The organism is Caballeronia sp. LZ032, assembly GCF_031451315.1.
Lineage (GTDB): Bacteria > Pseudomonadota > Gammaproteobacteria > Burkholderiales > Burkholderiaceae > Caballeronia.
The window spans coordinates 1,439,680-1,463,501 of sequence record NZ_JARUXP010000004.1 but is presented as its reverse complement, the minus strand read 5'-3'; the positions used below and the strand labels follow the sequence as shown (position 1 = coordinate 1,463,501).

The 23,822-nt window shown below is 62.6% G+C and carries 22 protein-coding genes; 13 read left to right on the top strand and 9 right to left on the bottom strand.

What is annotated here, in order from left to right; translation table 11 throughout:
• Nucleotides 1-2 precede the first annotated feature (2 nt).
• The 3 genes from QCE69_RS34500 to QCE69_RS34490 all read left to right on the top strand — a co-directional run bounded on the left by QCE69_RS34500 (nt 3) and on the right by QCE69_RS34490 (nt 3,591).
• Nucleotides 3-1,301 carry an aromatic ring-hydroxylating dioxygenase subunit alpha gene (locus tag QCE69_RS34500; protein ID WP_309935385.1) on the top strand — a complete coding sequence of 433 codons (1,299 nt, stop codon included), beginning with the start codon at nt 3-5 and terminating at the stop codon, nt 1,299-1,301.
• A gap of 33 nt (nt 1,302-1,334) precedes the next feature.
• On the top strand, nt 1,335-2,573 hold the full coding sequence (locus QCE69_RS34495; protein ID WP_409021257.1) for an FAD-binding oxidoreductase: 1,239 nt from the start codon (nt 1,335-1,337) through the stop codon (nt 2,571-2,573).
• A gap of 163 nt (nt 2,574-2,736) precedes the next feature.
• Nucleotides 2,737-3,591: a glycine betaine ABC transporter substrate-binding protein gene (locus QCE69_RS34490; RefSeq protein ID WP_309927413.1), complete on the top strand. Its 855-nt coding sequence runs from the start codon at nt 2,737-2,739 to the stop codon at nt 3,589-3,591.
• Nucleotides 3,592-3,627: 36 nt separating this feature from the next.
• Here QCE69_RS34490 and QCE69_RS34485 read toward each other — a convergent pair whose 3' ends face one another.
• Nucleotides 3,628-4,560 (bottom strand): LysR substrate-binding domain-containing protein, encoded by a 933-nt coding sequence (locus QCE69_RS34485; RefSeq protein ID WP_309927410.1) that lies wholly within the window; start codon nt 4,558-4,560, stop codon nt 3,628-3,630.
• Nucleotides 4,561-4,636: 76 nt separating this feature from the next.
• Here QCE69_RS34485 and QCE69_RS34480 point away from each other — a divergent pair, with 76 nt between their 5' ends.
• The 4 genes from QCE69_RS34480 to QCE69_RS34465 are packed head-to-tail and all read left to right on the top strand — an operon-like array spanning nt 4,637 to nt 7,388.
• On the top strand, nt 4,637-5,341 hold the full coding sequence (locus tag QCE69_RS34480; RefSeq protein WP_309935383.1) for a TIGR00730 family Rossman fold protein: 705 nt from the start codon (nt 4,637-4,639) through the stop codon (nt 5,339-5,341).
• Nucleotides 5,338-6,072, top strand: coding sequence for a hypothetical protein (locus QCE69_RS34475; RefSeq protein ID WP_309927407.1), 735 nt, complete (start codon nt 5,338-5,340; stop codon nt 6,070-6,072). Before QCE69_RS34480 ends, QCE69_RS34475 begins: the two co-directional genes overlap by 4 nt.
• A 10-nt stretch (nt 6,073-6,082) precedes the next feature.
• Nucleotides 6,083-6,469 (top strand): NUDIX domain-containing protein, encoded by a 387-nt coding sequence (locus tag QCE69_RS34470; protein ID WP_309935382.1) that lies wholly within the window; start codon nt 6,083-6,085, stop codon nt 6,467-6,469.
• Nucleotides 6,462-7,388 (top strand): DMT family transporter, encoded by a 927-nt coding sequence (locus QCE69_RS34465; RefSeq protein ID WP_309935381.1) that lies wholly within the window; start codon nt 6,462-6,464, stop codon nt 7,386-7,388. Before QCE69_RS34470 ends, QCE69_RS34465 begins: the two co-directional genes overlap by 8 nt.
• Here the strand turns inward: QCE69_RS34465 and purU are convergent.
• Both purU and QCE69_RS34455 read right to left on the bottom strand, forming a co-directional pair.
• Nucleotides 7,385-8,260, bottom strand: a complete 876-nt coding sequence (gene purU, locus QCE69_RS34460; RefSeq protein ID WP_309927398.1) for a formyltetrahydrofolate deformylase — start codon at nt 8,258-8,260, stop codon at nt 7,385-7,387. The two genes, QCE69_RS34465 and purU, sit on opposite strands and share 4 nt — an antisense overlap.
• Before the next feature lie 130 nt (nt 8,261-8,390).
• Nucleotides 8,391-9,302 (bottom strand): choline sulfate utilization transcriptional regulator, encoded by a 912-nt coding sequence (locus QCE69_RS34455; protein WP_309935379.1) that lies wholly within the window; start codon nt 9,300-9,302, stop codon nt 8,391-8,393.
• 125 nt (nt 9,303-9,427) lie between these two features.
• Here QCE69_RS34455 and betC point away from each other — a divergent pair, with 125 nt between their 5' ends.
• Together betC and QCE69_RS34445 are read left to right on the top strand one after the other, a co-directional pair.
• Nucleotides 9,428-10,972: a choline-sulfatase gene (gene betC, locus QCE69_RS34450; RefSeq protein WP_309935378.1), complete on the top strand. Its 1,545-nt coding sequence runs from the start codon at nt 9,428-9,430 to the stop codon at nt 10,970-10,972.
• Between the two features lie 39 nt (nt 10,973-11,011).
• Entirely contained in the window at nt 11,012-11,959 is a 948-nt protein-coding gene (locus QCE69_RS34445; protein ID WP_309909178.1) for a choline ABC transporter substrate-binding protein, read from the top strand.
• Nucleotides 11,960-12,223: 264 nt separating this feature from the next.
• On the opposite strand, the gene QCE69_RS34440 is transcribed toward QCE69_RS34445, so the two are convergent.
• From QCE69_RS34440 to QCE69_RS34425, 4 genes are all read right to left on the bottom strand, one after another.
• Entirely contained in the window at nt 12,224-12,667 is a 444-nt protein-coding gene (locus QCE69_RS34440) for a hypothetical protein (RefSeq protein ID WP_309935376.1), read from the bottom strand.
• Nucleotides 12,664-13,371: a hypothetical protein gene (locus tag QCE69_RS34435; protein WP_309935375.1), complete on the bottom strand. Its 708-nt coding sequence runs from the start codon at nt 13,369-13,371 to the stop codon at nt 12,664-12,666. Before QCE69_RS34435 ends, QCE69_RS34440 begins: the two co-directional genes overlap by 4 nt.
• Before the next feature lie 52 nt (nt 13,372-13,423).
• Nucleotides 13,424-13,750, bottom strand: a complete 327-nt coding sequence (locus tag QCE69_RS34430; protein ID WP_309935373.1) for a hypothetical protein — start codon at nt 13,748-13,750, stop codon at nt 13,424-13,426.
• Nucleotides 13,751-14,041: 291 nt separating this feature from the next.
• A complete protein-coding gene (locus QCE69_RS34425) occupies nt 14,042-14,281 on the bottom strand; it encodes a hypothetical protein (RefSeq protein WP_309935372.1) in 240 nt (79 codons plus the stop codon).
• Between the two features lie 728 nt (nt 14,282-15,009).
• Here QCE69_RS34425 and QCE69_RS34420 point away from each other — a divergent pair.
• Nucleotides 15,010-16,188, top strand: coding sequence for a porin (locus QCE69_RS34420; RefSeq protein ID WP_309927382.1), 1,179 nt, complete (start codon nt 15,010-15,012; stop codon nt 16,186-16,188).
• Here QCE69_RS34420 and QCE69_RS34415 read toward each other — a convergent pair.
• Together QCE69_RS34415 and QCE69_RS34410 are read right to left on the bottom strand one after the other, a co-directional pair.
• On the bottom strand, nt 16,185-17,162 hold the full coding sequence (locus QCE69_RS34415) for a GlxA family transcriptional regulator (protein WP_309935371.1): 978 nt from the start codon (nt 17,160-17,162) through the stop codon (nt 16,185-16,187). The genes QCE69_RS34420 and QCE69_RS34415 overlap by 4 nt on opposite strands.
• 104 nt (nt 17,163-17,266) lie before the next feature.
• Nucleotides 17,267-20,335 carry an acetoacetate--CoA ligase gene (locus QCE69_RS34410; RefSeq protein WP_309935369.1) on the bottom strand — a complete coding sequence of 1,023 codons (3,069 nt, stop codon included), beginning with the start codon at nt 20,333-20,335 and terminating at the stop codon, nt 17,267-17,269.
• Between the two features lie 515 nt (nt 20,336-20,850).
• Here QCE69_RS34410 and QCE69_RS34405 point away from each other — a divergent pair.
• The 3 genes from QCE69_RS34405 to QCE69_RS34395 all read left to right on the top strand — a co-directional run bounded on the left by QCE69_RS34405 (nt 20,851) and on the right by QCE69_RS34395 (nt 23,813).
• On the top strand, nt 20,851-21,810 hold the full coding sequence (locus tag QCE69_RS34405; protein WP_309927376.1) for a choline ABC transporter substrate-binding protein: 960 nt from the start codon (nt 20,851-20,853) through the stop codon (nt 21,808-21,810).
• 89 nt (nt 21,811-21,899) lie between these two features.
• Nucleotides 21,900-22,829 (top strand): 3-keto-5-aminohexanoate cleavage protein, encoded by a 930-nt coding sequence (locus QCE69_RS34400; protein ID WP_309935368.1) that lies wholly within the window; start codon nt 21,900-21,902, stop codon nt 22,827-22,829.
• A gap of 36 nt (nt 22,830-22,865) precedes the next feature.
• Nucleotides 22,866-23,813 (top strand): L-carnitine dehydrogenase, encoded by a 948-nt coding sequence (locus QCE69_RS34395; RefSeq protein WP_309935365.1) that lies wholly within the window; start codon nt 22,866-22,868, stop codon nt 23,811-23,813.
• The last annotated feature ends 9 nt before the right edge of the window (nt 23,814-23,822 follow it).

Sequence of the window (23,822 nt, the reverse complement as noted above, 5' to 3'; positions counted from 1 at the left end):
CGATGAAAGTTTCGGCAGACGTTCGCGCAATGATCGAACGCCGCAAAAAGGGCCATACGCTCGAGGCGCCGTTCTACACGAGCGAGGACATCCACGCGCTCGACCTCGATGCCATCTTCCGCAAGACCTGGATCCAGGTCGCCATCGAACCGGATATCCCCGAGCCGGGCGATTACACGACCGTCGAGATCGGCAGCGACTCGATCCTGATCGTGCGCGACGACGACATGGAAATCCGCGCGTTCTACAACGTCTGCCGGCACCGCGGCGCGCGCCTGTGCAATCAGGAGAAGGGTTCGCTCGGCAATATCGTGTGTCCGTATCACAGCTGGACCTATAACCTCTCGGGCGACCTGATGTTCGCCGAGCACATGGGCGACCAGTTCGACCGCTGCAAGCACAGCCTCAAGAAGGTGCACGTGCAGAACCTCGCGGGCCTGATCTTCATCTGCCTCGCTGACGAACCGCCTGTCGACTTCGCCGTGATGCGCGAAGCCATGGAGCCCTATCTCGCGCCGCACGGCCTCAAGGACACGAAGATCGCCGCGAGCATCGACATCGTCGAGCAAGGCAACTGGAAGCTCACGATGGAGAACAACCGCGAGTGCTATCACTGCGTCGCGAACCATCCCGAGCTGACCATCTCGCTCTATGAATACGGCTTCGGCTATCAGCGTTCGCCCGCCAACCAGGAAGGCATGGCGGCGTTCGAGAAGACCGTCGAAGAGCGCACGAAGCAATGGGAAGCGATGTGCCTGCCGTCCGCCGAGATCGAACGTCTGTCTGACCTCGTGACCGGATTCCGCACGCAGCGCCTGCCGCTCGATCGCGACGGCGAATCACAGACGCTGGATGCGAAGGTCGCCTCGAAGAAGCTGCTGGGCGGTTTCGAACGCGCGGATCTCGGCGGCCTCTCGTTCTGGACGCAGCCGAATTCGTGGCATCACTTCATGAGCGATCACATCGTCACGTTCAGCGTGATTCCGCTGTCCGCCGGCGAAACCCTCGTGCGCACGAAGTGGCTGGTGCACAAGGACGCGCGCGAAGGCATCGATTACGACGTCGACAATCTCACGGCCGTGTGGCGCGCGACGAACGATCAGGACCGCACGCTGGTCGAGTATTCGCAACTGGGCGTGAAGAGCAACGCGTATGAACCGGGTCCGTATTCGCCGTTCACGGAAGGTCTCGTCGAGAAGTTCTGCGAGTGGTACATCAATCGTCTGGGTGACTATGCGAACACGCCGGCTCACGGCATCGATACGTCGCACGGCGAGAAAGTCGTTTCCTTCATGCGCTAAGCGCGCACCCCGAGCAGCAAGCAGGAGTCAAGCATGATGCGTGATCAGGCCACGTTCGAGCCGACCGACAGCCGTGTCACCCAGCCGCAATTCTGGGGCGCGCTGCCGGCGCGCTGGGATTGCGACACCGACGAGACGCTCGTCTGTTGTCACGTCCGGCAGGAGACCCACGACGTCAAGAGTTTCTTCTTCAAGGCGCCGGGCGAACGTGCCTTCGTGTTCGAGCCCGGTCAGTTCATCACGCTCGAACTCGATATCGACGGCGAGCAGATCAACCGTTGCTACACCATCTCGTCGGCGCCGACACGGCCGCACACCATTTCCATCACGGTGAAGCGCGTGCCGGGCGGGAAGGTCTCGAACTGGCTGCATGACACTGTCGTCGCAGGCACGACGGTAAGGGTGCTCGGACCGTCGGGCGAGTTCACCTGCGCGCGGCATCCGGCGCGCAAATATCTGTTTCTCTCGGCGGGGTCGGGCGTCACGCCGTTGATGTCGATGAGCCGTGCCCATCACGAACTCGGCGAGGACGCCGACATCGTGTTCATTCATAGCGCGCGCACGCCCGATGACATCATCTTCGCGCGCGAGCTGGAGCTGATCGCCTCCAATCAAAAGAACTTCCGTGCTTCCTTTGTCTGCGAGCGCGTCGGCGCGCGCACCAGCTGGCCGGGCGTGACGGGCTTCCTGAACCTGCCGCTGCTCAAGCTGATCGCGCCGGATTATCTGGAACGCGAGGTCTTCACCTGCGGACCCGCGCCGTACATGAGGGCCGTGCGCGATCTGCTCGACGAGGGCGGCTTCGATCGCAAGCACTATCACGAGGAGAGTTTTTCGTTCGGCGTGGTTAAGGAAGTGGCGGCTGAATTGACGACGGCCCATGTCGCCGATGCGCTCGCCACGCACACGGATTTCGTGGAGGCGCGCGAACGGGCGGTCGGGTTCGCGCCGGCGCCTGTAGAGCCGGTTGCAGAACCCGTTGCGGAACCCATAGCGGCGCCGGTCGACACGCGCTACAAGGTGAGCTTTGCCAAGAGCCGCCGGGATATCGAATGCGGCAGCAACGAACACGTACTCGATGCCGCCAAGAAGGCAGGCGTGCGCCTGCCTTCTTCATGCACGCAAGGCATGTGCGGCACGTGCAAGGTCAAGCTGGTGTCCGGTGAAGTCAGCATGAAGCACGCAGGCGGCATTCGCCAGCGCGAGATCGATCAGGGCATGGTGCTGCTGTGTTGCAGCAAGCCGTTGAGCGACCTCGTCGTCGACAAATAAGCACGAGCAGGAACCGGATTTCCTCGGGCAGGCCCGTATCGGGGAGAGGGCAGGGAGGAGCGTCGTTTCTGGACAAGTCGATGTCGGAAAAGCGCGTTACGGGCCAATTCTGGCTGGTGAATCTTGACGCTACACGGCGTGGGGCCGCTTAAGGGGAAATCGAATGAAAGCGATGAGAAGAAAGCTTGTTCTGGGGGCGATGACCGCTGCCCTCGCTGCGAGCCTGGGGGCAAACGCCGCTGACAAGCCAACCATCAAGATCGGCTACGTCGAGGGCTGGGATGACAGCGTCGCGACGTCGAATGTCGCCGCGCGCATCATCGAGAAGAAGCTGGGCTATCCGGTGCAGCTGGTGCCGGTAGCAGCGGGCGTGATGTGGCAGGGCGTCGCGCGCGGCGATCTGGACGCGACGTTGTCGGCCTGGCTGCCGGTCACGCATGGCGCGTACTGGAACAACTTCAAGTCGAAGGTCGTCAATCTCGGACCGAACTTCCAGGACGCGAAGATTGGCCTGATCGTGCCGGAGAACGTGGACGTCAGCAGCCTGTCCGACCTCGAAGCGAAGAAGGCGGAATTCGACTCGCGCATCGTGGGCATCGACGCGGGCGCGGGCGTGATGCAGAAGACGAGCGAGGCCATCAAGGCCTACAACCTCGACTACAAGCTGCTGCCCAGTTCGGGTTCGGCGATGACAGCGGAACTGGCGCGCTCGGAAGCGGCGAAAAAGCCGATCATCGTGACGGGCTGGAAGCCGCACTGGATGTTCGCGAAGTACAAGCTCAAGTTCCTCGACGATCCGAAGAAGGTGTTCGGCGAGTCCGAGCACGTGGACAATGTCGTCAATCCGGAACTGGAAAAGAAGGCGCCGCCCGTGGTGGCCTTCCTGAAGAAGTTCCAGTGGAAGCCGGGTGAGATCGACAGCGTCATGCTGGCCACGCAGAACGGCGAGAAGCCGCAGGCCGCCGCCGATGCATGGATCAGCGCGCATGCGGACCGCGTGAATTCCTGGACCCAATAAGCGTTCCGGATTTTCGCTGCAATCAAAGTGGCCCGGTCAGCTTGCGCTGATCGGGCCACTTGTCTTTTCGGGAGCGGGAAGGTCGCCGCCGCTGCGATCCTGCGCGCTTCGTTCGGCTTCGAGCAGCCAGGTTACGAAGGGCGTCACGTTGGAGGGTTGCCTGACGGGATCGCGCGTGTAGATCCATGTCTCGCGATCCACCGGATGAAATCCGAGCGGTGCGATCAGGGTGCCCTTTTCCAGTTCGCTGCGCACCAGGAATTCAGGCGCGATCGCAAAGCCGAGGGCGCCCTTCGCCGCTTCCACCGAAAGCGTCAGCGACTCGAAGACTGCACCGCCCGACACGTCGAGCCCGATGCCATGGGCTTCGCCCCATTCGCTCCATGCATTGAGCTTCGATGATGCGTGCAGCAGCGGCAGATCCAGCATCCGGTCCGGCCTGCCGGGCGGATCCGGCCAGCCTGGCGCGCATACCGGACCAATACGCTCGGAAGCCAGATGCGTCACCGTCACCCCGCCTACGGATGCACGGGGCTGCCCGCTCAGGATCAGCACGTCTACCGTGCCGTCCAGCAACGCGTCAAAATTTGCACGCGTCTGGAAGCACACCGCCAGCGCCGGATGCTGTTGAACGAAGGTTTCGAAACGTGGGAGCAGCCATTGCGCGAGGAAGGTGGTGGAGCAGCCTATGGAGAGCCGCTGAGCTGCCTGATCCTCCCTGATCTGCCGGCATCCTTCCTCCAGCGCGGCAAAGGTGTCCTTGCATACCTGCTTCAGGCGCTCGCCGTTCCGCGTGAGCCGCACGCCGCCGCTGTGCCGTTCGAAGAGCGGCTGGCCGAGCCATTCCTCGAGCGCGCGCATCTGATGGCTGATTGCGCCGTGCGTCATGCCGATCGATTGAGCGGCCTTCGAAAAACTCGAAAACCCGGCCACCGTTTCGAAACTCAATAAGGCGCGTAGGGTGGGCATTCGCTTCGTTGGGTTGTCAATTTTATTCACGGCTGCCGCTAAAATAATTAGTTAGGATGATGAATGATCGTGAAATATGATCTTAGCATTGAACGATCTGCTGTCAGCCACCGGAGGATGTGTGTATCGCGAAGTACTAAACGAGTTGCGCGGCGTGCATGAGTTGTCGCGCAGACTGAACGGCGCGGTCAGCATCTTCGGCAGCGCACGCACGGCACCGGGTTCCCGCCACTTCGAGATGGCGAAGCTGATTGCCGGGAAACTCGCGCGTGAGGACCTGTCCGTCATCTCGGGCGGCGGACCCGGCATCATGCGCGCGGCGCTGGAAGGCGCGCGGGCCGGCGGGACGCAAGCCATCGGCTTCAACATCAAGCTTCCGTTCGAACCGCTCGACATGCGGGACCAGGACATCTCGCTGACGTTCGATCGTTTCTTCACGCGAAAATTTGCATTCAGCCTGTGTTCGGACGCCTATGTCGTGATGCCCGGCGGCATGGGCACGCTCGACGAGCTGTTCGAAATGCTCACGCTGATCCAGACGGGCAAGCTCGCGTCGAAACCGGTCGCGCTGGTGGATCGCGCGTTCTGGCGCGGCCTGATTGCGTGGCTGCGCGAGCAGCCCTTGTCAGCGGGATTCATTCATCAGGAAGACATCGAGAGCATCGGACTGTTCGATGACGCAGACGAAGTCGTGAAATTCGTCATTGATGGAATCAGCGCGGGGATCCGTGCGCGCAGGATCGCGCACGCCCTGAAGGTAACCGACGGAGCCTTGCCATGAAGCCACTCGCACCTCAACTTGTCATGTTCACCGGCGGGCGCGACAGCACGCTCGCCGCTTGCCTGCTGATGCTGCAGGGTGTTCCGGTCCACCTCTTCAGCGCCAACAGCGGCTGCTCCATCCATCGCGAGATTCTGTCGCATCGCGTCGATGAACTGAAGCGCAGGTTCGGCGACCTGGTGGTGCGGCATGTCGTGGAGGACATCAGCGGGGCGTTCCGCAACATCGCTATTGCAACGCTTGAAACCGACATCGTCCAGGACCGCAAGAACCTCGTTCTGCTGGGCGAGAAAATCGCCATTCATGCGCACGTCGTGAACTACTGTTTGCGCAACGGTATCGAGGTCATCAACGACGGCATCGCCCGCTATCAGGAAGAGTTCCCGGAGCAGCGCAGGGTCGCGAAGGATTACTTCGTCGGCCTCATGCGCGAGTACGGCATTACCTATCACAGTCCGATCTACGAAATCGCCAGATCGGTCGATGATGTCAAGTACCGTCTGCTGCTGATCGGCCTCTCGACCAAGTCGCTGGAAGGCATCTCCATCTTCGCCGACAGCTTCACCGAGCCTTCGGACGAAACGGTGCTCGCCTATCTTCAGAGAAAGGAACCGCTCTGCCGCGACATCATCAGCCTGTTGACGGGTCACGACGATCACACGCTGCGACTGAGCCGTAGCGCGGAAGCGCGGACGGCGAACATTCGCGACGCGATCACCAACAATCTTTGAGCCGCGCGGCATGATCGAAAAATGTGCAGCGATCATCGTGAAGAATCGACGTCTGCTCGTCGTGCGCAAGCGCGGCACGTCCACTTTCATTTCGCCGGGCGGCAAGATGGAGAAAGCGGAAGGCCAGCTCGACTGCCTGCGCCGGGAATTGCGCGAGGAACTCGGCGTGAAACTGGTTGAGGCCGAGCGGTTTGGCACCTATGAACGGCGCGCGGAAGGTGAAGACCACGTCATTCGTATCCATGCGTGGCTCACCTCGGTGGACGGCGTGTGCCTGCCGCATGCGGAGATCGAGGAACTGGGCTGGATCGCGGGCGCGCCCTTGCTGCCCGTGGGTTCGGTGTTCGCCGAGTGTGTGATTCCCGAACTCCTTCGGCGGGATCTCATTGATGCCTGATGCAGCGGACCGTCATGGTCAAGCGTGGGGCATTGCATGGATGAGCGCTTCGGGTAAGGGCCTCATGCTTGCCTCGCTCGGCGCGGTACTGCTCAGTATCGATACCTTGCTGCTGCGGCTGATTCGTGGCGACCCGTTCCAGATGGCGTTCGCGCGCGGCCTGTTGATGCTGCTCGCGGGGGGCGTCGTCACGCTGTTCCGGCACGGCTCCGGCTGGCGGACGGTCGCAAGAGGCTGGGCTGCACGGGCGGTCATCGTCTGCTATGGCCTGTCCTCCGTGACCTTCGTCCTCAGCGCGATGATGACGAACATCTCGAACATGCTCACACTCATCGCGACGGCGCCGCTCTGGGCCGCGCTCGGCGCCGGCGTGTTCTTCAAGGACTGGCCGCCGCGCAGGACCTGGATCGCGTGCGCCTGCGCGCTCCTCGGCGTGGTCACGGTCGTGTGGCCATCCTTCTCCACGCGGGCGACGGTCGGTGCAGGCGATGCACTGGCGCTGGCCACTGCGCTGCTGATGGCAGCCGCGTTGCTGCTGTCGCGGCGGTCGCGCGGTGATCTGGCGCTGGCTCCGGCGTTCGGCGGACTGCTGGCCGCTGTGGTGCTGCTGCCGTTCATCCCGCCTGTGGCCTTTCCGGATTGCACCCGGATGCTTCTGATGGCGCTCGAGGGCGCCATCGTCGTGCCCTTGGCATTGGGCATGATCGCGGCGTCGGCACGCGTGCTACCGGCGCCGCAGGTCGGATTGTTCCTGCTGATCGAGACCGTGCTCGGACCGTTCTGGATCTGGGCCTTCCTCGGCGAGACGCCGACACGCTTCGCCATCATCGGCGGCAGCGTGGTGGTGGTATCCCTGGCGGCGCATGGCGCGTTTGCGTTGCGCGCGGCACGCAAGCGCGCGCGCGCCGCACGCTGTTAGCGCAGCACCACGGTCCGTTCGCCGTTGATGAACACCCGCCGCTCGATGAACGCCTTGACCGCGCGCGCAAGCGTGATGCACTCCACGTCGCGTCCCGTGGCCAGCAGGCGCTCGGGGCTGTAGGCGTGATCCACGCGCTCCACTTCCTGTTCGATGATCGGGCCTTCGTCGAGGTCGTCGGTGACGAAGTGCGCGGTCGCGCCAATCAGCTTGACGCCGCGCGTGTGCGCCTGGTGATAAGGCTTCGCGCCCTTGAATCCCGGCAGGAACGAATGATGGATGTTGATGGCCCGCCCGCGCAGCTTGCGGCTCGTTTCGCCCGAGAGGATCTGCATGTAGCGGGCGAGCACCATGAGTTCGGCGCCGGAGGTGTCGAACAGGTCGAGCAGACGGGCTTCCTGTTGCGCCTTGGTGTCCGCGGTGATCGGCAGATGATGGAACGGCAGGCCGTGCTGTTCTGCCAGCGGCGCGAGGTCCGGATGATTGGAGCCGATGCCGACGATATCCATCTTCAGTTCGCCCATGCGCCAGCGGAACAGCAGGTCGGCGAGGCAATGTTCGAGCTTCGACACCATGAGCAGCACTTTCGGCCGCACCGCCAGGTCGTGCATCGCCCAGGACATTGAAAAGCGTCCGGCGATGGGCTCGAACTCGCGCTTCAGCATCGCCAGATCCAGCGGCTCGTCCGGTTGTGCGCCATGAAAGACGCAGCGCACGAAGAAGCGTTCGCTCAGGTCGTCGTCGAAGACGGTGAGTTCGTCGATATACCCGTGATGCCGCTCCAGAAAGCCGACGATGGCGGCCACTTGCCCCGCCGCGCTCGGGCACGAGACGGTAAGCACCAGTTGATCAAAGCGGGAATCGGCTGCCATGCGTGCTCCACATTCGGAAGATCGCCGCGCCGCGAAATACGGCGAGCGTGCGCATCAGTAGAGCAAAAAGCGAGGTCGGCGCGATAGAAGCCAGACGCCGCGCGCCTAGTACAAAAACGTCAGACGCGCATCAGACACCCACGTCGCATTCCTCGAGCAGCCAGTCGCTGAACGCCCGGACCGCCGCTGACGGCTCGCGCGGCGTGACCAGCATGTAGCCGCGCTCCGTCACGAGCGGGGTATCGCACAGCGCAACCAGCTGGCCGGTGGCGATCAGCTCGTCCACCAGCGGCGCCCAGCCGAGCGCGACGCCCTGGCCCATCACCGCCGCGTGCGTGACGAGCGCATAGCTGTTGAACGTGAAGCCGCCTTGCGTAGGCGGCGCGGCGAGGCCGTGCCCTTCGAACCAGGCGCTCCATGAGAGCCAGCGCTCCGGATGCGTGGCTTCCAGATGCAGCAGCGGCAACGCGAGGAAATCAGCAGGCGTGCGCGGCGCCGGGACCTTTTGCAACAGCGAGGGGCTGCACACGGGCATCACGCATTCGGGAAACAGCTTCACGGCGCGGCGCGGGCTCCAGTCCGCCTGGGTATCGCCGAATACGATCACCACGTCTGCGTGCTGACCCGATGCGCTCGGCATGCTCTGCGACGTGATGATCTTCACGTCGACATCCGGCATCAGCGCCTTGAACTGCGGCAGGCGCGGCATCAGCCAATAGGTGGCGAAGCCGAAGTCGGTGGCCAGCGTGAGCGTGCGCTGCGCGCGCCGTGAGCGAATGTCCGCGGTGGCTATGCGAATCACGTCGAGACCCTGGCGCACGGCTTCGAACAGCCGCACGCCGTCTTCCGTCAGCGTGACGCCGCGATGCCCGCGCTCGAACAGCGCCGCGCCGAGCGCTTCCTCCAGCTGCACGACGCGCTGGCTCACCGCGGGCTGCGTGGAACCGAGTTCGCGCGCAGCGGCCGTGAAGCTTGCCAGACGCGCGGCGGATTCGAACATCAACAACGCCTGCATGGGCGGCAGACGATCCGGCGGCGGCATAACCCCTCCTTATGGGCGCATAACGATTTGCTGTCTTCACAGCCGCGAATTGACCGGCAATAGTCACATTGAACCGCTGTTCAACCATCGCCTGCTGTGGTGGATTCTATTCGAGGCACGCTTTCATGCTTGAGACGAAACAAAATATTCTCGTACTGATGGCCGACCAGCTCACGCCGTTCGCGCTGTCGGCCTATGGCAACCGGGTGACGAAGACGCCGCGCATCGATGCACTGGCGCGCAAAGGCGTCGTGTTCGAGTCGGCCTATTGTGCAAGTCCGCTGTGCGCGCCTTCGCGCTTTTCGCTTCTCGCGGGCAAGCTGCCTTCGAACATCGGCGCCTACGACAACGCCGCCGAGTTCCCCTCGGAAACCCTGACCTTCGCGCATTACCTGCGGGCCGAAGGCTATCGCACGATTCTCTCCGGCAAGATGCATTTCTGCGGCGCGGATCAGCTGCATGGTTTCGAGGAACGTCTCACGACCGACATCTACCCCGCCGATTTCGGCTGGACGCCTGATTGGCAAAACCCGGAAGCGCGCCCGACGTGGTACCACAACATGAGCTCGGTGATCGATGCCGGTCCGTGCGTGCGCACCAATCAGCTCGACTTCGACGACGAAGTGACCTTCACCACGCGCCAGAAGCTCTTCGATATCGCCCGCGAGCGCAACGCGGGCCGGGACGCGCGTCCGTTCATGATGGTCGCGTCGCTGACGCATCCGCATGATCCCTACGCCATTCCGCGCAAATACTGGGACCTGTACCGCGACGAAGACATCGACATGCCTTCGTATCAGGATTCGCTCGATGCCAGCGATCCTCATTCGAAGCGTCTGCGCCACGTATACGAGGCGGACCGCACGCCGCCCACCGAACGGCAGGTGCGCAACGCGCGGCGCGCGTACTACGGCGCGGTGTCCTACGTGGACGACCAGTTCGCCTCGATACTTGAAGCCCTCGAACAGGCGGGACTCGCGGACGACACGATCATCGTCGTCACGTCGGATCATGGCGAGATGCTCGGCGAACGCGGCCTCTGGTACAAGATGACGTTCTTCGAAGGCGGCTGCCGCGTGCCGTTGATCGTGCACGCGCCGAAGCAGTTCGACGCACGTCGCGTGGCGGAGTCGGTGTCGCATCTGGATGTGCTGCCCACGCTCGTCGAACTGGCTCGCGGGGCAGCCGTGAGCGGGCCGGAAGCGTGGCCTGACAGCGTCGACGGCCGCAGTCTCGTGCCGCATCTGCAGGGCAGCGGCGGACATGACGAGGCGACCGGCGAGTACCTTGCGGAAGGGGCCATCGCGCCCATCGTCATGATCCGGCGTGGCCGCTACAAGTTCATCCATTCGAGCGTGGATCCCGACCAGCTGTACGACGTCCAGTCCGATCCCTTCGAACGGACCAATCTCGCAGGGATTGAGCGGCACGCTCCGCTCGTGGCCGAATTCCGCGCGGAGATCGCGCGCCGCTGGAATCTGGACGCATTGCATCAGGACGTGCTGGCGAGCCAGCGCCGCCGTCATTTCCACTTCGCGGCGACCACGCGCGGCAGAATCCAGTCATGGGACTGGCAGCCACACGTGGATGCGAGCCAGCGTTACATGCGCAACCATAACGACCTCGACGATCTCGAAGCCATGGCGCGTTTCCCGGCCGTCGAACGCTGACGTGTTCTTCTTTCCTCCCCACCTACGACAGGACCCATCATGAAAAAGGGCTTCATCCATGCGCTCTTCGCCGCCGCGCTTGTTTGCGTGGCATCCCACGCATTCGCCGCGGAGCCGCAGTCCTGCACGCAGGTGCGCATGGCCGGCCCGGGGTGGACCGATATCGACGCCACCAATGCCATGAGCGGCATTGTGCTCAAGGCGCTGGGCTATCGGCAGAACGTCGCGAACCTGTCAGTGCCGATCACCTATCAGGGCTTGAAGAAAGGGCAGATCGATGTATTCCTCGGCAACTGGATGCCTGCTCAGGCACCGCTCGTGAAGCCGTTTTTCGAGGAGAAGTCGATCGAGGTGGTGCGGCCGAATCTGTCGAATGCGAAGTTCACGCTCGCCGTGCCGGACTACGTGGCCGCGGCGGGCGTGCATTCGTTCGCGGACCTCGCGAAGAACGCCGACAAGTTCGACAACCGCATCTACGGCATCGAACCGGGCGCGCCCGCGAATCAGAACATCAAGCGCATGGTGGACGACAAGGCTTTCGGCCTGGGCGACTGGAAGGTGGTGGAGTCGAGCGAGACCGCGATGCTGACGCAGGTCGAGCGGGCCGTGCGTGACAAGAAGTGGATCGTATTTCTCGCGTGGGAGCCGCATCTCATGAACACGAAGTTCAAGCTCGCGTATCTCGACGGCGGCGACCGCTACTTCGGTCCCAACTACGGCGGCGCGACGGTCAATACGGTGGCACGCAGCGGCTACGAGCAACAGTGTCCGAATCTCGGGCGCCTGTTCAAACAGATGGCCTTCAATGTCGATCTCGAGAACGGCGTCATCACCGAGGTGCTGGAAAAGAAGACTCACGTCGACGAAGCTGCCAGCGACGCGCTGAAGCATCATCCCGAGTTGCTCAAGTCGTGGCTCGACGGCGTGACGACCGCAAGCGGCGGCAATGGCCTCGAAGCGGTGCAGACGGCGCTGGGGGTGAAGTAGGTGGGGATTGTTCCGCTTCGCCGCCTGGATGCTCAGGCGCTTCGGCGGCAGTCTCCGTAGTTCCTGGCAGGTCAGGCCATGAGTCGTCACGTAACGGGGCCGGCGTGGGCGCGCTCTTGACGCTGAGCCATGCTGGCGCGACAGCTGCCCAGCACGCTTCAATTATCTCTTTACCGTGCGCCTCTAAGAGGCCCTTGTGAAGCGTAGGTGTCTGCCTCACCCGCGTCTTTGGTTCTTACCATCGACGCGGGTTGTCTTATGCCTTCACTTTGCAGGCGCTGGGGGCGGGGGTACGGGTCCTGAGCGCGGCCCTCCGGTGATGTGCTTCAAGAATGTATGACCGGGACCATACACGCTTATCTCAATATATTCCGATTTGTTCGGAGGGGCGGGCTTTCCCTGCTTGTCCATTGAGATCGTTACGATCTCGGTAACCGGAACGCAATAAGCCGCCTTGTTCGTGTCGACGCGGTTTCCTTTGTCGTCGTAGCAATAGAGCACGAAGAATTCAGGGAATTTGGATGCTGGCGTTACTTCGGTGCTGCCGTTCCATGTGTACTTCCATGTGATCGTGCCCGGATGGGGTTGAGAGGGGTCTTGTGCGCCCGGATGATTGGTTTGGTTCATATGCGATGTGCTTGGTTTGACGTTGCCCGCGCAGGCGCTGAGCATGAAGATAGTCGCGGCTAACAGGGTGAGTCGCTTCATTTTGAGTGTTTATCCAGATACCGATAACGCGCCCGATAGTTCTCCCGGCCCCTGTCCTCGCAGGGAGAGCCGAGACTCGAAAAGTACATGTTGACGGATTCGGCGAAGTCTTCGAATTCGTTCTGACGGGCATAATCCGAAGGCGCTCTGCCATCGCTCGCCATAGCATCAAGCCACGCCTGCTTCGTCGATCCATCCTTCCACAACGATTCGCTCCATATGTGGCCGGTCTCATGGCTCATGGTGCTATCGACATATTGTTGCGGGATGTCGGGCCAATCCTTCCATGGGTAAATAGCAACGCCTTGCTCGATGTCCGCTGCCGCGCCTGAATAGAAATTCGGGTTGGCGTATTTTGCTTGCCAATAAGCGTCTTCTCGATTCCCGTGTGTGTTCAATGAAACCCTCGTCAAGTCCTTGGTCTGATGTGGCTTAAGGACCTCCAAGGCCTTGATGCTTTTGTCCCCGCTTGGAAGCCCATAGCCTTCAGCAGGCTTGCCGAGCGGCATGAAAACATCGACGGACCGTCCGTGTACCGTAGCCGTCTTCAGGAACGCGAGGCTTGGCCCGTCAGCCGGAAAATCGAACATCACGCGATCGACCGGTGAAGCAGTGACGGGGTTGACGTGCTTGTACAACTCGGCGGGTGCGTCGATGCGACGACGCGAGCCATCGAGATAAGAGCAATCGAGGCGTGCCGCCATGGCTTTGAGCTTCGCGGGTGCCGCGTCGGGCGCGGCCCGTGGCCATAGCTGCTCAGGTGTGTAGGTCTTGGAGCGGGGCGGCGGCAGTACCTCTGCGACTCACGAAGGTGTAATCCGGTTCCTTCAATTCAACTTGTAACTCACCGGAGCGAACTGCACGCTCGATGTCTTTGTAGGCGTTGAATCCAGCCATCCCGTGTATGCCGATAAGCGCGGACAACTCGGACATGATGAACAAGTTAGTTGACCATTCGGCGCGCCGATGCAGAAACAATTCGGCATGGAATTGGTCGCCAAGTTCTTCATAGCTCAAACTCAGGTAGTTGGGACGACGGCGCACGATGAAGCCGATATCTCGGAGATACACTTCGTTCGTCAATTCTTCTTCCTTTGCGGATCGGTGGATGGGTATTGATGCGGATGGTGCGTGCTATAACTTATGTGCACCATCCTCAATCGTGGAGAAAGACGCTTTTTCAGGATCGCTTTGCTGTCGTTCATTCTCTTTTAGGGGATGCGGGCTCTATGTCGCTTAAGGTTTATAACTTCATCCCAATCGACCAAATAGCAGGATTAGACAGACTAAGACAACCTCGTACGTTATTGATTGTTTTGGCTCGTGAAAATTTGTTCGGTGCGGTGCTGAATCTCTTCTCGTCAAAATTGCTTTTCAACATGGGCCCTCGCAAGACACGTGATCCACCATGAAGCCAATCCCGCCGCCATCGATCAAGCCCTCGCTTTGCCCTTGAAGAAGCACGAAACTCTTCGCACTGGCAGCGATGGCGTGAGAGAAGAGGGTCGTTTGAGTCAGTCGCCATCCCCAGCTGAGTGCTTCGCTTTCACCCACATGACCGATAACAGCCGACTCGCCTTTTACTTCACCTATGCTCAAGAAAATGTTGCTCATGTGTTTTGAACCTCTGGATTGTTCGTTCGGATGGGCAGAACGTCCGCGCGTGGTGATCGTAAGGTAATAAACACGGCAAGAGAATTGCATAAATCTGATGCTTACTCGGTCAATTAAAGAAATCGCTTTGCTCTGGTCACGTCTTAGAGCGGCGCGTTGAGGTACTACCGATTCACGAGCATGATGGTTAAGGGAAGGTGACCAGCCTTCAAAGAGAAGGGCGGTGCGGATTCCCGGGATCGCGCACCATGTAAGGCGGGTCTTGGCTGTAACCTTAAAGCGCGCTCATCAGGATCTCCGGCCCGCTGTACGGTGGGTGATGCGAGTTTGCGGTCGGAGCGAGCCGCGATCAATCTGGCTTCGGGCGTCGACACGGACGCGGCAACGTGACCGCAATGCGAACCCCCGTTTCGTGCATGCCGTGACGGGCAGAGTGAAGCGGTGCACACCGCGCTCGGCGTGAAGTAAGCGCGAATTCATCCCGGTGCGAAACGTATCCGTCGCAGAGAGACAGATTTGCGTCGCAATCGGTCGAGCCTTCCTTTATATGGAACCTTATTTTTACAACACCGGCGAGACGATCCGTTTCGCCGCATAGCCACTCAGGCGCGTCAGCGGCAGTCTCCGCAGTTCCCGGCAGGTCAGGCGATGTGTCATCACGCAATGCGTGAAGGCAGGGCATCGCTCATTCCAACGAAACCGATCACGACAAGAAGAGGACGAGCACGATGAGAAAGCGACATGCCGCAACCCGCACGACACCTACCGCACGCGCAGCGCGGCTCGCGAGCCTTGCCGTCGCAGCAGGCGCGAGTCTCGCTCCGGCGCTGGCGCACGCACAAAGCAGCGTCACGCTGTACGGCATCCTCGATGCAGGCGTCACGTGGGTGAACAACAGTGGCGGCGCGCATGTCGTCAAGTTCGATGACGGCGTCTCCTATGGCAACCGTCTCGGTTTTCGCGGCGTCGAGGATCTCGGCGGCGGACTGCAAGCCATCTTCGTGCTCGAATCGGGCTTTCGTCTCGGCACGGGCCGCTATGCATTCGGCGGCGCGGAGTTCGGACGCCAGGCGTACGTAGGCCTCAAGAACCAGTGGGGCACGGTCTCGCTAGGCAATCAGCTCGACATGACCGAGGAGTTCGTCTATCTCTACAACATTTCGGCGTGGGCCAGCGGCTACGCGATCCATCAAGGCGACTTCGACCGCATGAACGGCGACCGCTTGCCCAACTCGGTCAAGTTCCTGTCGAACAACATCGGCGGCTTCACGTTCGGTGGCATGTATTCGTTCGGCAACGTGTCGGGCAACTTCCATCAGAACAGCGCGTGGAGCGTCGGCGCGCACTATGCCGCGAACACCTTCAACGTGGGCGCCGCGTACACGCAGCTCAACAACCCTAACGGCATCTATGCGTTCGATCCCTACGCGATGATCGGCGCGCGCACGTTCCTCGGCCAGCCGACCGTATCCGTCGATCCCGCCACGGGCGCCGTCACCGACCTCTACAGCGCGAACTCCTTTCCCGTCGACAAGCAAGGCGCGTTCGCGGTGGGCGCAGCCTGGACGCTCGGCAACCTGATGCTGTCGGGTAACTTCACGTACACGACCATCAAGGGTCTAGGCCAGACTTCGCACATGCAGGTGTACGAGGGCGGCGCATCGTATAACTTCAGGCCCGACCTCGCGCTGTACGGCGGCTATCAGCACACGCGCTTCGAAGGCAATCACTGGAATCAGGGATCGCTCGGCCTGCACTACCTGCTCTCGAAGCGCACCGACGTCTATATCTCTGGCGACTATCTGCGCGCCTCCGGTCCGATCGACGCTGTCATCGGCTACAGCTTCACGCCGTCGTCGACGAACACGCAGTCTGACGTGCGCATCGGCATGCGTCACTCGTTCTAGGCCGCGGCAAGCCGCGCGGGACCGGCGTTGCGCAATGCGCTGCGGTCCTGGCGTGGGCTCGTGTTGAAACGCGCGCGATACGTGCGCGAGAAATGCGACGGCGATTCGAAGCCGCACGCCACGCAGACCGCCAGGATCGACATGTCGGTCTGCTGCAGCAGTTCGCGGGCGCGAGCGAGGCGCAGGCCGAGATAGAAGTGCGTCGGCGTGTCCTGCAATGCCGCGCAGAACAGGCGTTCCAGCTGCCGCCGCGTGACGCCGACGGACGCGGCGAGCGCATCGGGCGGAAGCGGCTCCTCCATGTTCTGTTCCATTACGCCGATCACCTGAATCAGCTTGCGATTGTGAATGCCGTAGCGCGCGGCGAGTTGCAGGCGCTGATGATCCGATCGTTGCCGGATGCGGCCCAGCACGAACTGCTCGGACACCTGGGCTGCGAGGCCCGCGCCATGTTCGCGGCCGATCAGGTCGAGCATCATGTCGATGGAAGCGGTGCCGCCCGCGCACGTGATGCGGCGCGTATCGATTTCGAAGAGTTCCTGGCTTGTCTCGATCTCGGGATACTGTTCCGCGAATGCCGCCGCGGCTTCCCAGTGCAACGTCGCGCGCTTGCCCGCGAGCAGGCCGCAGCGCGCGAGGATGAAGCTGCCGGTATCGATGCCGCCGAGCGTCGCGCCGGCACGGTCCAGCCGCTTGAGCCAGTCGGCGAGTTCGCGCGTGAAGCCCGCGAGAGGCTCGAAACCCGACACGACGAACACCGTGCGTGCGTCGGCGACGTCATTGAACGCGGCTTCTGCATTCACCGTGATGCCGTTGCTCGCGGCCACAGGGCCGCCGTCGGCGGAGAGGATATGCCAGCGGTACAGATCGCCCGCGAAGCGGTTGGCGACCCGTAATGGCTCGATCGCCGACATGAACCCGATCGACGAGAACTCGGGCAGCAGAAGAAAGTGGATGTCTTGTGGAGCGGGCATCGGAGGTTCGATGAAGGTAGGCCGTTCACCGTAGCAAGAGCAAAATGCATGCGCAATCCGGCGCGCCCCGTAGAGCGCGCCGGATCATGATGCGCGTTGCTCAGTCAGACGCGCGAGAGTGCGTGCGTCAGCGTCTGCGCGACCGTCGCGAGTTGCGGTTCGACCACCAGATCGGTGTGCCTGCCCTCGACCTTCATCACCTGCAAGCCATTCTTCGCGACGCGTTGCCATACCGGCAGCGGATCGCCGCGCATCGTCTCCAGAACCGTGGCGCGTACATAGACGATCGGGCCGCCCTGGTAATGACGCGGCGTGTAGGTCGTCATGGCGACGCGCATCGACTCGCGCACGCGCATCAGCGCGGGCGGCAGGCCCTGCGCGTCGGGCGCGGCCTTGTGGGCCTGATGCCCCAGGCGCATGCGCACGCGGTCCGCGAACGCGCCCGCCTTGGTGCGCACGTAGCCGAGTCGTGCCCGCGTATCGAGCGAGCGGAATTCACGCAGGCGATCGGCGATCACGTCCGCCTGGAAGCGTGTCCATTGCGGGAACGGCAGGCAGTGTTCGTGCACGTAGGTATCGAGCAGGCACAGCATCTCGATGCGCTCGCCCGCCGCCACGAGCTGCTGCGCAATCTCGAACGCGATCAGCCCGCCGAACGAATAGCCGGCGATCGCATACGGCCCTTGCGGCTGTACTTCGCGCATGCGCCGCACGTAGCCCTCGGCCATTTTCTCGACGCTGTGCTGCGGTGCTTCATCGCCGTCGAGTCCGAGCGCCTGCAGGCCGTACACGGGCCGCTCGTTTTCCAGCATGCCCGCGAGCGTCAGGCACTCCATCACCGAGCCGGTGATGCTGTGCGCCATGAAGAGCGGGCGGCCCGTGCCCGCGCGCATCTGCACCACGGTCGAGCCCGTGGTCTGCGATGCCGAACCCGCGGCGAGCACGGCCGCGAGACGCGCGATGGTCGGCGCGACGATCATCGTCGAGAGCGTCAGCGCGCGGCCCGTGGTGCGCTGCACGTCGGCGAGCATGCGCGCCGCCAGCAGCGAGTGCCCGCCGAGGTCGAAGAAATTGTCGTCGCGGCCGATCGGCGAGAAGCTGAAACACTGCTCCCACAGCGCGCACAGATAAGCCTCGAGTTGCGCGACAGATTCGCCCGGCGCCGGCAACGCGCTCTTCACGCGCGAAAGGGACGGGTGTTCGCGAATCCGTTCGAGACAATCCGGATTCGCCAGCGACGAGACATTGCGCGCCGGCAGGCCGTTCACCGCATCGCGGGCCGCAGCCTCGGACGGTTTGCCGTTGTGCGTGACCGGCAGCGCGTCAACCTGAACGATCACGTCGGGCACCAGCGCTGCGCTGCCCTGGCGTTTCAGCTCGCGGCGGATGCGCGCGGCGAGCGCCGCGTTCATCTGCGCGCCGGGGCGCAGCACGAGCAGCAGCACGATGCGCTGGCCCGCATCGCCCGCATTGGTGTCCGTCTGCGGCACGGCCATCGCCTGGCAAACGTCCGCGATGCCGCTCAGGATGCGGTAGATCTCGCCCGGGCTCACGTTGATGCCGCGCACGTTGAGCACGCCGTCGCTGCGGCCATGCATGCGCGCCGAGCCTTGCGGCGAGAACTCGATTACGTCGCCATGCGTCCACATGCCTTCGTTTGCCGCGAAGTAGGCTTGATGAAAGCGCGTGCCGTCGGTATCGCCGAAGAAAGCAAGTGGCCGTGAAGGAAACGGATTGGTGCAGACCAGTTCGCCCGGCATGATGGTGCTCGCGCCCTGGTCGAACGCCTGCACGTCGAGGCCAAGGCTGCGGCACTGGGCCTCGCCCGCATACACCGGCAGGTTCGGATTGCCCAGCACGAAGCAGCCGATGATGTCCGTGCCGCCGGAGATCGATTGCAGCTGCAAGGGTTTCACGCGGTCGCGGACCCAGTGGAATTGCGCGTCGTAGAGCACGGCGCCCGTTGACAACACTGCGCGCAGCGCCGAAAGGTCGAATTGCGCGCCGGGTTCGAGACCGGCGTCCTCGCTCATCTTGAGATACGCGGGACTCGTGCCGAAGACCGTCGCGCGTTCGTTCGCAATGAGCCGCCAGAGCGTATCCACCGCGGCCACAGGGCCGTCATAGGTGACGATCTCCACGCCCGATGCCAGCGCGGACAATTGCCAGTTCCACATCATCCACGAACAGCTGGTGTGGAAGAACAGCTTGTCGCCGGGACCGAAGTTGCAGTGCAGCCGGTGTTCCTTCACATGCTCGAGGAGCGTGCCGCCCGCGCCGTGCACGATGCATTTCGGCTTGCCGGTGGTGCCCGACGAAAACATGATGAACAACGGGTGATTGAATTCGAAACGCTTCCAGTCGAAACGCAAGGCATTGCCGTGCAGGATCAATGCACGCATTTCGTGCTGACGCACTGTCACGGAGCTGGGCAATTCGGTTTCGTCGAGACAGACGATATCCGTGAGCGATCCCAACTGCATCGCGACAGCCGCGATGTGACCCGAGATCGAGCCGCCGGTGTCGAAAGGCCGTTGCGTGGTGTGCGCGAACAACATCTTCGGTGTGAGCGGCGCGAAGCGGTCGAGGATTGCCTGCACGCCGTTTTCCGGCGCGGCCGTGGAGAGCGTGGCGCCCAGCGCCGTCACCGCCAGCGCGACGGTGATCGCGTCGCCGTCGTTGCGCATGATCGCGGCCACGCGGTCGCCCGGCTTGAGACCGAGTTCACTCAGTGCATGTGCAAGCCGCATGACGCGTTCGCGCAGTTCGCCACGGGTGTAGGTGATGCGGCGGCCATCGGCATAACGGGAGGTAAGTGCGGGAGTGTCGTCGGGCGCGATGCGCCTGCCTAGCAGATTCTCGGCGTAATTCAATTCGACATTCGGAAAGAATCGCGCTGTTTCGCATTGCGTGCCAATACAAACCGGTTCATCCGATCCGGACCATTCAAGTCCTTCAGCCGAATCGAGAAAGTATTTCCAGAACTGCCGATATTCACGGCACGCAAAAGCATGCAATCCGGCATAACTGCCGAAATGCTCGCCGATGATTTTTTCGAAGCCTTCCGTGAAGGCTGTCATGCGTGAAGCGCTGATCTGCTCGAAGGCGGGTTCAAACAATGGCTCGCGCGCGTAGCTGCGCGCACGCTCTCGGATAGCGTCCTGTCGGTCCATTTTTATGCACCTGTAATTGGACTGCATGGCTTTAAGCGCCTGGGTACTCGAACACAGACGGGAAATCTCTCTTTTTCCCCTTTTATGCGTCTGTGTCGACGCCCGGCGTCGATCCCTCAAACGCAGATTACTCGTCCGGAAGGCACGGCAATGTTCGAACACCCACAAAGTCTGCCGCCGTCAACGAAGGTTACTCTTGCTCGCGCGCATTTCATATTCATGAGTGGTCGCGTCGCGAAATGACACACTCGCGACATTCCCGACGCAACGGTTTCCTTAACATCGTCCGCCTGTCATGAGCAAGATAACTGCCAGCCAACATCAAGGCACGCAACGAAAAACTTTTTGACGTGGCGCCCGCTGCCGCACGAGCGGTTGATTTTCGACACAACGTCGCAAGCAGGCAAGTCGCCGTCGCCGGCGGACGTTCGCGCACTTTTATGCGGCGATACTTTCGTATCCATGCCGGCGCCCCGAACCGGTTCATCGAGACAACCCACCACGGAAGAACGCCAATGAGACATCGCCTGATTTCCCAGCTGCTGATGGCCGGAACCTGCGCCGCGGGCGTGGCGTTCGCCCTGACGCAGGACGCGCGTGCGGAAGATGCCAGTTGCAAGACCGTGCGTTTCGTCGATATCGGCTGGACCGACATCACGTCGACCACCGCGCTCGCGTCGGTCGTGTTCGAAGGACTCGGCTATGCGCCGAAGACCACGGTCGCCTCAGTCCCGATCTCGCTGGCCGGCCTCAAGAGCAAGCAGATCGATGTCTCGCTCGGCTACTGGTGGCCGGTGCAACAGAAGGCCGTCGAACCGTATCTCGAATCGAAGAGCATCCAGAAGCTCGATCCGCCGAATCTCTCCGGCGCGAAGGCGACGCTCGCCGTGCCGGCCTATGCCTACGACGCGGGCATCAAGACCTTCGCCGATATCGCGAAGCATCGCGACGAGCTTGGCGGCAAGATCTATGGCATCGAGCCGGGCAGCAGCGCCAACGCGAAAATCCAGAAGATGATCGATTCGAACCAGTTCGGGCTCGGTGGCTTCAAGCTGGTGGAGTCGAGTGAAGCGGGCATGCTGGTGACGGTCGAGCGCGCCATTCGCGACAAGAAGCCGGTTGTATTTCTGGGGTGGGAACCTCACCCCATGAACATCCAGATGAAGCTCGACTACCTCTCGGGCGGCGATGACGTATTCGGCCCGAACTATGGCGAGGCGCGCGTCTACACGCTGACCAACACCGACTTCCTGTCGCGCTGTCCGAATGCCGGGAAGCTGGTGTCGAACCTGCGCTTCACGACCGATCTGGAAAACCGCCTGATGCAGCCCGTGATGAACAAGGAGCGCCCGCAGGAGGCGGCGAAGGCGTATCTGAAGAGCAATCCGCAGGTGCTGGATGCGTGGCTGGCCGGCGTGAAGACGGTCGACGGCAAGGACGGCTTGCCCGCGGTGAAACAGTACCTGGGGCTTTGACAAGCTGAGCAGTGCGCCTGAAGTTCTTCCGGACCTTCGGGCGAGCAGGGAAAGCAGGAACCCTAACAGTCTTCTGGAACGGAATATCCATGAACTACGAAGTCATCGTGACCTGCGCGGTCACCGGCGCCGGCGACACCACGGCCAGGCATCCCGCCATTCCCGTCACGCCGAAGCAGATCGCCGAAGCGGCAATCGAAGCCGCGCGCGCGGGCGCAACCGTCGCGCATTGTCACGTGCGCGATCCGAAGACGGGCAGAGGCAGCCGCGATCCGGCGCTGTACCGGGAAGTCGTCGACCGCATTCGTTCGTCGGATGTGGACGTCATCATCAATCTGACGGCGGGCATGGGCGGCGATCTCGAGATCGGCCCCGGCGAAGAGCCGATGCGCTTCGGGCGTGGCACGGATCTCGTCGGCGGGCTGACGCGTCTCGCGCACGTCGAAGAGCTGCTGCCCGAAATCTGCACGCTGGACTGCGGCACGCTCAACTTCGGCGACGGCGACTACGTCTACGTCTCGACGCCCGCCCAGTTGCGCGCCGGCGCGAAACGCATCCAGGAACTCGGCGTGAAGCCGGAACTGGAGATCTTCGATACGGGGCATCTGTGGTTCGCCAACCAGCTGCTGAAGGAAGGTCTGCTCGATGACCCGCCGCTCTTCCAGCTGTGCATGGGCATTCCGTGGGGCGCGCCGCCCGACACCGGCACGATGAAGGCGATGGTCGACAACCTGCCGCCCGGCGCGCACTGGGCAGGCTTCGGCATCGGCCGCATGCAGATGCCGATGGTCGCCCAGGCGATGCTGCTCGGCGGCCACGTGCGTGTCGGGCTCGAAGACAACCTGTGGCTCGATCGCGGCGTCCACGCGACCAACGGCACACTGGTGCAGCGCGCGATCGAGATCATCGAGCGGCTGGGAGCGCGCACGCTCACGCCCGCCGAAGGCCGCAGGAAGCTGGGACTGCCCGCGCGCGGCGAACGTCCGCTCGACAAGCGCGCGCTCGAACAATTGGCCTGAACTTCACTCGCTCGAACTCAAACGGACCTCATCAACATGCAAGTCAAGCAATTCGCCGCGCTCGGCGCGGGTGTGATCGGCAGCGGCTGGGTGGCGCGTGCGCTCGGAGCAGGGCTCGACGTCACCGCATGGGATCCGGCGCCCGGCGCCGAAGCGCAACTGCGCGCGAACGTCGCCAACGCGTGGCCCGCGCTGGAGCGCGCCGGACTGGCGGCGGGGGCATCGCCGGAACGCCTGCGCGTGGTCGCGACGGTCGAGGAGTGCGTGGCCCAGGCGGACTTCATCCAGGAAAGCGCACCGGAGCGCGAGGAACTGAAGCTCGCGTTGCATGAGCGCGTGAGCCGCGCGGCCAGGCCGGACGCGCTCATCGCTTCTTCCACTTCGGGCCTGCTGCCGAGCGACTTCTATGCGCGCGCCCTGCATCCCGAACGCTGCGTGGTCGGGCATCCGTTCAATCCGGTGTATCTGCTGCCGCTCGTCGAAGTGCTCGGCGGCGACAAGACCTCGGGCGAGGCGATCGATGCAGCGATGAGCTTCTACGCGTTTATTGGCATGCGGCCCTTGCGGGTGCGCAAGGAAGTGCCGGGCTTCATCGCGGACCGGCTGCTGGAGGCGCTGTGGCGCGAGGCGCTGCATCTCGTGAACGACGGCGTCGCGACCACCGGGGAAATCGACGACGCCATCCGTTACGGCGCGGGCATCCGCTGGTCGTTCATGGGCACGTTCCTGACCTACACGCTGGCGGGCGGCGAGGCGGGCATGCGACACTTCATGCAGCAGTTCGGCCCCGCGCTGGAACTGCCGTGGACCAGGCTGGTGGCGCCGCAACTGACCGACGAACTGATCGACCGCGTGGTCGACGGCACGTCGCGGCAAACCGGCGGGCGCGACATCAAGGCGCTGGAGCGGTATCGCGACGATTGCATTTCGAGCGTGATCGAAGCGATTGCGGCGGCGAAGGCGCGGCATGGCATCGAGGACTGAAGGAGCGAC